At 66.6% G+C, this 11,081-nt stretch carries 11 protein-coding genes, 1 tRNA gene and 1 pseudogene; 9 read left to right on the top strand and 4 right to left on the bottom strand.

The features are described 5' to 3' along the window. Positions 1 to 40: 40 nt before the first annotated feature. The 3 genes from NRF20_RS24385 to NRF20_RS24375 all read left to right on the top strand — a co-directional run bounded on the left by NRF20_RS24385 (position 41) and on the right by NRF20_RS24375 (position 4,230). On the top strand, positions 41 to 706 hold the full coding sequence (locus NRF20_RS24385; RefSeq protein WP_413753272.1) for a sugar transferase: 666 nt from the start codon (positions 41 to 43) through the stop codon (positions 704 to 706). A gap of 102 nt (positions 707 to 808) precedes the next feature. Further along, positions 809 to 3,076, top strand: coding sequence for a (Fe-S)-binding protein (locus NRF20_RS24380; RefSeq protein ID WP_398628203.1), 2,268 nt, complete (start codon positions 809 to 811; stop codon positions 3,074 to 3,076). A 194-nt stretch (positions 3,077 to 3,270) separates the two neighbouring features. Then, positions 3,271 to 4,230 (top strand): Yip1 family protein, encoded by a 960-nt coding sequence (locus NRF20_RS24375; RefSeq protein WP_413753271.1) that lies wholly within the window; start codon positions 3,271 to 3,273, stop codon positions 4,228 to 4,230. Positions 4,231 to 4,731: 501 nt separating this feature from the next. On the opposite strand, the gene NRF20_RS24370 is transcribed toward NRF20_RS24375, so the two are convergent. Next, positions 4,732 to 5,232 (bottom strand): phosphoribosyltransferase, encoded by a 501-nt coding sequence (locus tag NRF20_RS24370; protein ID WP_398628205.1) that lies wholly within the window; start codon positions 5,230 to 5,232, stop codon positions 4,732 to 4,734. Between the two features lie 6 nt (positions 5,233 to 5,238). Then, on the bottom strand, positions 5,239 to 5,814 hold the full coding sequence (dcd, locus tag NRF20_RS24365; protein WP_398628206.1) for a dCTP deaminase: 576 nt from the start codon (positions 5,812 to 5,814) through the stop codon (positions 5,239 to 5,241). Positions 5,815 to 6,281: 467 nt separating this feature from the next. On the opposite strand from dcd, the gene NRF20_RS24360 reads away from it, so the two are divergent. Beyond that, positions 6,282 to 6,352: transfer RNA gene (locus tag NRF20_RS24360), tRNA-Gly, on the top strand. A gap of 127 nt (positions 6,353 to 6,479) precedes the next feature. On the opposite strand, the gene NRF20_RS24355 is transcribed toward NRF20_RS24360, so the two are convergent. Both NRF20_RS24355 and NRF20_RS24350 read right to left on the bottom strand, forming a co-directional pair. Continuing rightward, entirely contained in the window at positions 6,480 to 7,091 is a 612-nt protein-coding gene (locus tag NRF20_RS24355) for a DUF6461 domain-containing protein (protein WP_398628207.1), read from the bottom strand. A 67-nt stretch (positions 7,092 to 7,158) separates the two neighbouring features. Continuing rightward, the gene (locus NRF20_RS24350; protein ID WP_398628208.1) at positions 7,159 to 7,983 is read right to left on the bottom strand and encodes a hypothetical protein; all 825 of its coding nucleotides are present in this window, start codon (positions 7,981 to 7,983) and stop codon (positions 7,159 to 7,161) included. Positions 7,984 to 8,351: 368 nt separating this feature from the next. Between NRF20_RS24350 and NRF20_RS24345 the strand changes: the two genes are divergently transcribed. The 5 genes and pseudogenes from NRF20_RS24345 (at position 8,352) to NRF20_RS24325 (ending at position 10,646) form a co-directional block, all read left to right on the top strand. Then, the gene (locus tag NRF20_RS24345; RefSeq protein WP_398628209.1) at positions 8,352 to 8,708 is read left to right on the top strand and encodes a hypothetical protein; all 357 of its coding nucleotides are present in this window, start codon (positions 8,352 to 8,354) and stop codon (positions 8,706 to 8,708) included. Between the two features lie 7 nt (positions 8,709 to 8,715). Further along, positions 8,716 to 9,063, top strand: coding sequence for a transcriptional regulator (locus NRF20_RS24340; protein ID WP_398628210.1), 348 nt, complete (start codon positions 8,716 to 8,718; stop codon positions 9,061 to 9,063). Then, positions 9,060 to 9,731, top strand: coding sequence for a nucleotidyl transferase AbiEii/AbiGii toxin family protein (locus NRF20_RS24335; RefSeq protein ID WP_360542931.1), 672 nt, complete (start codon positions 9,060 to 9,062; stop codon positions 9,729 to 9,731). The genes NRF20_RS24340 and NRF20_RS24335 overlap by 4 nt, the downstream gene beginning before the upstream one ends. A 302-nt stretch (positions 9,732 to 10,033) precedes the next feature. After that, positions 10,034 to 10,213 (top strand): annotated as a pseudogene (locus NRF20_RS24330) (IS3 family transposase); the annotation flags it as partial. A 19-nt stretch (positions 10,214 to 10,232) separates the two neighbouring features. Beyond that, positions 10,233 to 10,646, top strand: coding sequence for a DDE-type integrase/transposase/recombinase (locus tag NRF20_RS24325; protein WP_413753270.1), 414 nt, complete (start codon positions 10,233 to 10,235; stop codon positions 10,644 to 10,646). The last annotated feature ends 435 nt before the right edge of the window (positions 10,647 to 11,081 follow it).

The raw sequence follows: 11,081 nt of genomic DNA, 5'->3' as shown, positions 1-11,081 counted from the left end.
AACGATGCAGAGGCAGAGGCAGGGACAGGGACCGGGCCGCATGCGAGTCCGTGCGCAGGCACAGCCGCGGGAGTGGACATGGGAGTGGCTACGGGAATGGAGGCAGACGTGGCCGTCGGCCAAGCGCGTACTGGACCTGACCCTCGGCTCGATCCTGCTGGCCCTGGCCGCCCCCCTGCTCGCCGCGGGCACCCTAGCCCTCGCGGCGCAGCGGCTCCCCGGCGGCGTACTGACCCGCTCGCCCCGGATCGGCCTGGGCGGCCACCTCTTCGTACTGCACTCGCTGCGCACCCGGAGACTGCGGCTGGATCTGCTCTCCCGGCTGCCGCACGTCGTACGGGGAGACCTCTCCCTGGTCGGCCCGGAGCCCCTGACACCGGACGACGAGCGGGCCCGGACCCCCGGAGCCGATACCGATACCCCCGAAACCGCCACCGCCAACGCCGCGAGACACTGGCGGCAGGAACTGAAACCGGGCCTCACCGGCCTGGCACAGGTGCGCTCCCGCTCCGGAATGCCGTGGGACGAGCCGGCCCTGCTCGACCAGCACTACGCCGAGCACCACTGGGTGGGACTCGACCTGGCCATCCTGGCGAGAGCCGCACACGCTCCACTGCGCAGGGCGATCCGCGGACTCACCCGGCGCGGCAAGGCACGCCTGAGCGACACAGATCACCGCCGGTGCGGCTACAGCGCGGCGGAATAGGTGGATAGTGTCAGCACAGACTGATTAAGTTACTTCTTAGTAATCGCCAGTATTCGCTTGTAGACGCTGGATCCCACCCTCGCAGGCCCGAGGAGCCCCCAAATGCAACTCGCCGCGATCATCGTGTCGCTGGTGCTGACTGTGGTCGGCGTTGCGCTCATCGCCCGAGCCGTCGCGCAGATCTACCGGTTCGTCAAGCTCGGACAACCGGTCCCGGCAGGCAGCCGCACCGACAACATCAAGCAGCGCACGATCACCCTGGTCAAGGAGTTCCTCGGCCATACCCGGATGAACCGGTGGGGGATCGTCGGCTTCGCGCACTGGTTCGTCGCCATCGGCTTCCTGACGCTGCCACCGACGCTGCTCCAGGCGTACGGGCAGCTCTTCAAGGCCGACTGGGTCCTGCCGATCATCGGCAACTGGCCGCCGTTCGAGATGTACACCGAGTTCATCGGTCTGATGACGACGGTCGGCATCCTCGTGCTGATCGCCATCCGGCTGCTGAACCTCCCCTCCCGGGCCGGCCGCAAGTCCCGGTTCGCGGGCTCCAAGGCGTGGCAGGCGTACTTCGTCGAGTACGTCATCCTCACCATCGGTCTGGCGATCCTGACCCTGCGCGGCCTTGAGGGCGCGATCCACCACGTCGAGGGCTACGACGCCGCGTACTTCATCTCGTACCCCTTGGTCCTCGCGTTCAAGGGCCTCTCGCTCGGCACGCTGCAGAACCTCATCTACTTCACCGCGATGGTCAAGATCGGCGTCTCGCTGATCTGGATGATCACGGTCTCGCTGAACACCAACATGGGTGTCGCCTGGCACCGCTTCCTCGCCTTCCCCAACATCTGGTTCAAGCGGAATGCGGATGGCGCGGTCGCGCTCGGCGCGCTGCAGCCGATGACGTCGGGCGGCAAGGAGATCGACTTCGAGGACCCGGGCGAGGACGACGTCTTCGGTGTCTCCCAGGTCGAGCAGTTCTCCTGGAAGGGCATCCTCGACTTCTCCACGTGTACGGAGTGCGGTCGCTGCCAGTCGCAGTGCCCGGCCTGGAACACGGGCAAGCCGCTCTCCCCGAAGCTCCTGATCATGTCCCTGCGCGACCACGCGCACGCCAAGGCCCCCTATCTGCTGGCCGGTGGCGGCAAGGACATGGAGGGCAACGAAAAGGCGTCCGAGGAGCAGCTGAAGGACGTCCCGGCCGCGGCTCTCGCGGAGGCCGAGCGCCCGCTGATCGGCACGGCCGAGGAGAACGGCGTCATCGACCCGGACGTGCTCTGGTCCTGCACCACCTGCGGTGCGTGCGTGGAGCAGTGCCCGGTCGACATCGAGCACATCGACCACATCGTCGACATGCGCCGCTACCAGGTGATGATCGAGTCCGCGTTCCCGTCCGAGGCGGGCACGATGCTCAAGAACCTGGAGAAGAAGGGCAACCCCTGGGGGCTCGCCAAGAAGCAGCGCGTCGAGTGGACCAAGGAGGTCGACTTCGAGGTCCCGATCGTCGGCAAGGACGTCGAGGACCTGTCCGAGGTCGACTACCTGTACTGGGTCGGCTGCGCGGGCGCCCTGGAGGACCGGGCCAAGAAGACCACGAAGGCCTTCGCGGAGCTCCTCCACATCGCGGGAGTGAAGTTCGCGATCATGGGCGGCGACGAGAAGTGCACCGGTGACTCGGCCCGCCGCCTGGGCAACGAGCCGCTGTTCCAGCAGCTCGGCCAGGAGAACGTCGCGATGCTGAACATGGCGTTCGGGGAGGACGACGAGGACGAGGCGACGAAGAAGCCGAAGTCGTCGAAGAAGATCGTCGCGACCTGCCCGCACTGCTTCAACACGATCGCGAACGAGTACCCGCAGCTCGGCGGCGAGTACGAGGTCATCCACCACACCCAGCTGCTCCAGCACCTCATCGACGAGGGCAAGCTGATCCCGGTGACGCCGGTCGAGGGCCTCATCACGTACCACGACCCGTGCTACCTGGGGCGTCACAACAAGATCTACACCCCGCCGCGCGAGATCATCGCGAAGGTGCCGGGCCTCAGGAACGAGGAGATGCACCGCCACAAGGAGCGCGGCTTCTGCTGCGGTGCCGGTGGTGCCCGGATGTGGATGGAGGAGCGGATCGGCAAGCGCATCAACAACGAGCGCGTCGACGAAGCACTCTCCCTCAACCCGGACATCGTCTCCACCGCCTGCCCGTTCTGCCTCGTCATGCTGACCGACTCGGTCAACGGCAAGAAGAGCGACGGCAAGGCGAAGGAGTCGGTCCAGGTGGTCGACGTATCGCAGCTGCTGCTGGACTCCGTGAAGACCCCGGCCGACCCGGCCGGCGAGGCGGAGCCGGCGGACGCACCGGAGCCCGAGCCGGTGAAGTAGCCAGGGCTGTCGTGCGACAGAAGCGGCCGGACCTGCCTCGGGGGCAGGACCGGCCGCTTCTGTGTTCCCGCACGGCTGCGTATGGGGCCGACCCCCCAGGGTTCCCCTAGGGGATGTCACAGCTCGGCCGCAATGGCGGGCAGGTTCCCCAGGCCCTCTCACCGCACCGACGCGGACCAGGTACGTTCGATGACGTGGCTGGATTCAGGATCGGACGCGGCCGGGACAACCGCACCCCGCAGCAGCAAGCGCAACAGCAACCGCGGCAGCAGCCGTACGGCACACAGGCACCACCGCCGTACGCCCAGCAGCCATGGCCGCCGACGGGAGGCAACGGCGCCCCGCCCCCGTACAACAGCGGCGGGCACGGTGGAAACAACGGGCCCGGCGGGCACAACGGCGGCTACGGCAACGGCTACAGCGGTGGCGGCCATGGCGAGCCGGAGTATTTCGGCGACCCGTACCAGCAGCCCCACCACCCCCACGGGTCCCCCCAGCACGGCGACCCGTACGCCAACTCCCCCGGCCACACCCAGGCGTTCAGCATCGGCGAGGACCCCTACGGCGACGGCAACACCTACCATGCCGGCCAGGCCCCCGCGCAGCCCGCGGGCCCGCGGCTGCCGTGGAAGAACCTGCTCACCGGCATCGTGCTGCGCCCGGGACCGACGTTCTGGCAGATGCGTGACTACCCGGTCTGGGGCCCGGCGCTCATCGTCACGTTCCTGTACGGCCTGCTCGCCCTCTTCGGCTTCGACCAGGCCCGGGACGACGCGATCCACGCGACGATCTCCACAGCGGTCCCCTACGTCGTCATCACAGGCATCGGCTTCGTCATCGGCGGCCTGGTCCTGGGCGCGGTCACGCATACGCTCGCCCGCCAGCTCGGCGGCGACGGCTCCTGGCAGCCGACCGTGGGCCTCTCCATGCTGATCATGTCGATCACGGACGCTCCCCGCCTGATATTCGCGCTCTTCCTCGGCGGCGAGAACTCCCTGGTCCAGGTCCTCGGCTGGATCACCTGGCTGGCCTCCGCCGCGCTCTTCACCTCGATGGTGAGCAAGTCGCACGACCTGCCGTGGCCGAAGGCGCTGGGCGCATCCGCGATCCAGCTGATCGCGCTGCTGTCGATCATCAAGCTGGGCACGATCTGACAGCATCCGAACATCTGAGGAAGGGCCCCCGACACGCCGCGTCGGGGGCCCTTCCTCATGCGGGTACGACTGCTCGCGAATGACCGTGCCGCGCATCTCGGCCACGTGTGCCCGACGGAGAGGTCACGCACCGGCCCGGCGCCCCGTGGGAACGCGCGTACCCCGACCGGGCCGCCGCCGTGCAAGCGGACCTGACGGACACCCGGACTCTGCTGCTCACCACCGACGAGGCTGCGCCGGGCGGAACGGACATCGAAGAAGTGTCCGCGCAGGAGTGGCGCCTGCGGTTCCGCCGGCTGCTCACCGCGCACCCCGACCCGGCCCAGGAACTGCGCCGCGTACTGGTGCAGGAACTCACCCCTGCGCTTCCGGCCCAGCAGGCGCCCAGAGCGGATCCACCGTGTTCCACGCTGCACCGGCCGGCCACGCGCGCCTCTGCCAGTCCGCCGGGGACCCCGTCATCGGCCCTGACCACACACCACCGGCCGCGGACCGCCGGCTCTACGCGTCGAGAATCTGCCCGCTGCGCCGCACGACGGGCTTGTCCACGCTCCACGGGAAGTTGATCCAACGATCGGTCTTCTTCCACACGTACTCGCATTTCACGAGCGAATGCGACTTCTCGTAGATGACCGCGCTGCGCACCTCGGCAACATGATCGATACAGAAATCGCGCACCAGCTTCAGCGTCTTCCCGGTATCGGCGACGTCGTCGGCGATCAGAACCTTCTTGTCCGAGAAGTCGATGACATTCGGAACGGGCGCCAGCATGACCGGCATTTCCAGGGTGGTACCCACCCCGGTATAGAACTCCACGTTCACGAGATGAATGTTCTTGCAGTCCAGCGCATAAGCGAGCCCACCCGCGACGAATACCCCGCCCCGCGCGATGCTCAGCACGACATCGGGCTCGAATCCGTCGTCGGCCACGGATTGCGCCAGCTCACGCACGGCCTGACCGAATCCTTCGTACGTCAGGTTCTCCCGCGCATCATCGCTCATCCGGCATCACACCTGGGTCCGGTGGAAATTCATGAACGAGCGCGACGCGGTCGGCCCGCGCTGGCCCTGATACCGCGATCCGTACCGCTCGGAGCCGTACGGGAACTCCGAGGGCGAACTCAGCCGGAACATGCACAGCTGCCCGATCTTCATCCCCGGCCACAGCTTTATCGGCAACGTCGCGAGATTCGACAGCTCCAGGGTCACATGCCCGGAGAAACCGGGGTCGATGAACCCGGCAGTCGAATGCGTCACAAGGCCGAGCCGCCCCAGCGAACTCTTGCCCTCCAGCCGCGACGCAAGATCGTCGGGCAGCGAGATGACCTCGTATGTCGAAGCGAGCACGAACTCACCGGGGTGCAGAATGAACGCCTCGCCCCCGTCCGGCTCGACCATGCGCGTCAGATCGGCCTGCTCGACGGCTGGATCAATATGTGGATAGCGGTGGTTCTCGAACACCCGGAAGTAGCGGTCGAGCCGCACATCGATGCTCGAGGGCTGCACCATCGACGCATCGAACGGATCAATGCGTACACGTCCGGCGTCGATCTCGGCCCGGATGTCCTTATCTGAGAGAAGCACGCCCCGAGGATACGCAGAACGCGCGGGCCCGCCCCAATCCGGGACCGCCCCGCGCGCCTGTCACCGCCCCTACCGCTCCTCGAACACCACAGGCACGGCATGCCGAAGCCGCGCACAACGAGGACAGCGAATGAGCCGCCCGGGACCGATCCGCCCGGACCCGAGCTGCTGCATCGGGAACGAAGCGGTAGCGAAAACGTGCCCTTCGGCACAGCGGACGACGGTGCGCTCCATGGAGTCCATCAAGTCCCTTCCCCAACAAGCCTTGGACGAGAAAGCCACATTAGGGGATGAACAGGACCCCACTCCAGGCGGCGCTCCGGCCACCCACGCTACGCCCCCAACTCCCGCCCACGGCAACCGCATCCACCATCCCCCCACAACAAAAAGGCCCCACGGCTCAAACGCCGGGGACCTGGCATGGGGTACAGTATGGACGGTGCGAAGCTGATCAAACGGCTCGCTTCGCGGGTGTAGTTTAATGGTAGAACATGAGCTTCCCAAGCTCAGAGCGCGAGTTCGATTCTCGTCACCCGCTCTTTGAAAAAGCCCCAGGCCAATGGCCGGGGGCCCTTTTTTGTTGCCCGACCTCATAGACTCCGGGCAACAATCACGTTCCCCAGGAATCCGCACGACACGCCAGATCTCTTCTCCTGCGCCGACGGTCAGAGGAGCCAGGCTGCCTCCAGGTCACCGAAGAGGGCGTCGGGAGAGGCAAGGAGCACGGTACGGAGCGGCGCCCCCATCAGAGCTGGATCGACCGGTACACCCATAACGTGCTCCATCAGCGCCAAGGACTCAGCGCCCAAAGTACCCAGGTGAAAGGCGACGCCGGCCGCCCACGAGGGAATCTCGGGCACGGGGTCCACCCAAGGTGCGTCTTCCAGGTCGGCGGGGTCGAACATGCCATCCACTCGACCATCGAACGCATGGATGACCCGGGAGTGACCGTTGACCGCCTGCTGAACGCTGAAGAACTCACCCCCGTTCACCGAGGCGCGCCTGGCGATCTCCGGGATGCTTCCGCGGTAGCCCCACTCGATGGCGATGACGTGCTTATCCACCGTGACGACCCGCAGGAGCGCGTAGTCCTCGTAGAGATGACTCGCCTGTTCATCGGCAGCCTCGTCGAAAGTCATCGCCCGAGAGACTGCGGGATCCCCGCCGAAGGCCCGGATCACTTCGTCCTCGGTCATCCCCGAAATCACCGAGAACGTGTACACCACCAGCTCATCCGCATCAGCCCACGCATACCGGGCAACGAGGTCATCCCACACCGCAGCATCTCTCTTGTCAGGTTTGATAGAGCTCTCCTTTGGGCCAAGGGCTGTTCGAAAGTGCCAGTCAGCTGCTCGCTGGCCTATTCACGTCCGAGCTGGTGGAGAGGCGAAGGATCTTGTCCCAAGTAGCCATTACAGCCACAGCGGCGGCCGTAGCCAGGGCGACGCCGACAGCTGATGAGGCCAAGGCAAAGACGATGCCGGCGAGACAGAGGGTGAACGCAGATCCTCGCAACACCTGCTGTCGCCACGCTCTGCGCTCCCGGTGACTGTGCAACAGCCCGTCGGCGGATGCGTCACCGGGCGCGAGATCTTGCAGCTGACCACTGGCGAGGACTTTCAGGATTCTCTCAACTCCGAGCAGAGCACGCTTCGCACCGTCGATGCGATCAAGTTCAACCCCGTCCCGAAGCTCGCGCACGAGGGCGGCGGCTGCTGAGAATCGAGCCACGACCTGGGGCATGGGGTTCCGGCCGTCAGGAAGCGCACGTTGCACGGCGTATCTCTCCAACGCAATGGCGAAGTCTTCCAACGCTTGGACTGCCGCAACATGCGGGGAGTTGAAGGGCGATGCTGTCGGAGGCACCTTCCCCTTCACTTCCAGAGGCTTGAGAAGTGCCTCATAGGCCCTACGTACCGTGGCTGTCACAGCCTCGGTTGTCCACCGTTGCATGCCTTGGTTCGAGACAAGTGAAGCAATCAAGGCAGTGATCAGAATGGGCGTCACGAGGGCCCCGACAGCGAGGGTGTCGCGCCAGACGTGCCAGGCTGTGCGTTCGATGGTTGCTGCAAGGGCTAGCCCCGTTGAGAAGGATGTCAAGACGGGGGCGATCACCTTTATGGCGAGTGCCCTCCTCGACACCTGATAGAGGACGTCTTCGCGCTGCAAGTAGTCCAGCGTTGGATAGTCTGGACGTGTCGCCAGGGAACTGTCGCGGATCTGGCGCACCAAGTGAGCGCGACGACGTCGTGCGTGCACCCGCGCGCGAGCCCAGCAGAGCCGCTCCAAGAGTGTTCTTTTACCTCGGCGCTGCGACGTTGCCGTCATAGTCAGGGCCCATATCGACATTGTCCAAGCAGCGAAGACGAGCGCCACAAGGTCGGTTTTCGACACGTTCTCCCCCTCCGGAACATCGTGGGACTCAGCCCCACCACGCGCAGCGAACAGCCGGCAGAACTCGATAGAGAGCATCTCAGAGGTGCCGGGTCTGGTCGGTGCGGTGGCCGGTATCGTCGCCTCCTCCATCAGCCAGTCCGGTGGCCAGACGCTCTCGATCGTCGTGGGCGATCTGGGGGTGGGCATCACGCTGGTGCTGGGGCCGAGTTCCACCGCCGATCTCCGAGATAGGCACCGCGGGCGGCGGCGTCGTCGTCATCGGCGTCGCCGACGTCACCCTCGCCCGCGACGACATCGAAACCCTCGCCCGCCGCGCCCTCGCTATCATCCGCGGCAAGCTGTTGTGGGCCTTCGGCTACCACGTCGTGATCATCCAACTCGCCGTAGTGGGCCTGCTCAACCCGATGCTCGCCGCCGACGGGGCAGCGGGCCGGTGTCCTGCTCGCAGGAGTGATGTCTGCGGCCCGAGCGGCTCATCGTCGGCTCTTCCTGGATAATCGATGCATGGCATCACAGCCTCGTCTTTCCGACCTCCGTCGTGCCAAGTTCGCCCGGCGCCTGCCCGCAGCACTCTCCGAGCTTGCCGGTCCCAAGCACGGCCCGGTACACCTGCCGCTCCACCTTGCCTGGTCGGGGTTGACCACGTTCGACCTCGACCGGCCCCGGCTACGGATGAGCTACTACCGCATCGTGCTGGCCGAGGGCCGGCACGACGACTTGGTCCAGTACCTCGACCAGGACCTTCTCGTGGGCCTGTGGCCCACACTGCGCACACTGGTCAGCCGGGATGTCCGCGAGGTCTGGGAGAGCGCCTTCGGCGAGCTGGCCGACAGCGCCCGGACCGCTGCGTGAACCTCACGGGCCTGCACCACCGCTTGCTTGCAGACGTGCTTGCCGTGGGCGGCGCTTACCCTCTCGCGCTCACCGGCGGCTACGCGGTCCAGGCACACGGCCTTGTCGACCGGCTCAGCCAGGACCTCGATGTCGCGACCGAGAACCCAGATCCCATGGAGGACATCGCGACCGTCGTGCGCACCGGACTGGAGCGGCGCGGATGGCACGTAGAAGCCCTGGAGACAGACCCGCTGTCCGCACGCCTGATCGTCACCGACCCTGCCAGCCGCGAAGAGTGCGAGGTCGACATCCTCAAGGAAGCACTCTGGCGACCACCCGTACACACCGAACACGGCTTGGTGCTGTCCCTCGAAGATGTCGTCGGCACCAAGGTCCGTGCCCTGGCCGACCGCGGACTCGCCAGGGACCTGATCGATGTGCAGGCCGCCACGAGCCGCTGGAGCCCCGTCGAACTCGAAGAGCTCGGCCGACGCCATGCCCGCGACTCCTTCGACCTCAGCGAGCTTCAAGCGCGGCTGAGCGGAGCCGACTGGATCGACGACACGGAATTCGCCGCCTACGGACTCGACGCGCAGGCAATTGCCGGGCTGCGCCGGTGGGCACAGACCTGGGCCGACGACATCGGGGAACGGCTTCACGAGCTTGAGGCCCCGCACGAGGACTGATGGCCTGACGGATGCCGACCGTTCGACAGGAATGCGGTTCGCGACAGGGGCTGGCCACCCCTCGGCCGCCGTGCCCCATCCGTGCCCTTCGGAGCGGACAACAGCGGTCAAGCACGGCGCCCAGAGACCACGCCAGCCTCGGCCGCTCCGGCCAACCATGCAGGTCAGGGCCACTACGGCCGTTCAAGAACCGTTGATTCCCAAGCTCAGAGCGCGAGTTCGATTCTCGTCACCCGCTCCATGATGAAGGCCCAGGTCAACGACCCGGGCCTTTCTTGTTGTCTAGACCACATTCACGGCGCGTGTACAGCGTGGCCCTGCTGTGCCGCGTCACGGGGATCAACCGCTCCACCTACTACTCCTGGCTGGCGGCCCGGCCGGCGGCGGCCGAACGGCAGCTGGCGAAGGATGAGTTGACCGAGGAGATCCGCGAGATCCACGCCTCCTCACGGGGTGCCTACGGTGCCCCGCGCGTGCACGCCGCGCTGCGGCGCAAGGGCCATGCGATCAACCGGAAGAAGGTCGAGCGGATCATGCGCGCGCGACATCCGCGGCGTCACCCGCCGCAGGCGCCGCCACCTGACGCAGCAGGACACCAAGGCCGCACCGGCCCCGGACCTGGTCCACCGCGACTTCACCGCCACCCGGCCCGGCAAGAAACTCGTCGGCGACATCACCTATCTGCCGACGATCGAGGGCTGGTGGTATCTCGCGACCGTCATCGACCTGGCGACGCGCGAGGTGATCGGGTACGCGATGGCCGAACACCATGAGCAGCATCGAGCAGCACGCCGCTGGGAGCATGCCGCCGACATGCGCAACGCCTTGTCGGCTTCGCGAGGGCCCCTCACCAACATCACTACCGCGCCGGCAGAGCTTCCGGGAGCCGACTTGCTCACCGCAGTCACTCAGTGAGCGAGGGCGGCCGCCCCGGCTCGGCCCGCCTCGCCTTCAGTGCGGGTATGGCCGGTCGCCGGCCGGTGATGCCGAGGTCAGCAACGCGATCACCACTGAGCTCAGCGACGCGTTCACGACCCTCGGCGCGGTCGTCTGTACCGTCGGCGCGCGGTCCGACGCGGCGGTCGTGGTCAGCGTTGGCAGGGGTGGTGTACCCAAGTGGCGCAGAGAGGCCAACGCCCTCACCGACACCCCCCGCAGCGCTGGAGGGCCTCTTCTCACGCCCCGACCGCCGAGGGCGATAGGGCACGGGCCGCCCCCACGAACGCCTGGTCTCGTGTGGGTTCGGTGGACCGTCGGCCGGAGTACGGTGAACCCATCGGGATATTTCGAGCGCTCCCACCGCTTGCCGGTATCCCTCTCGGTGAAAGCGAGAGGAACGCAAGCTTTCAC

The sequence above is a fragment of the Streptomyces sp. R-74717 genome (genome assembly GCF_047305335.1).
Taxonomy (GTDB): Bacteria; Actinomycetota; Actinomycetes; order Streptomycetales; family Streptomycetaceae; genus Streptomyces; species Streptomyces atratus.
The sequence above is the reverse complement of the archived record's forward strand: the minus strand, read 5'-3'. Positions and strand labels throughout refer to the sequence as shown.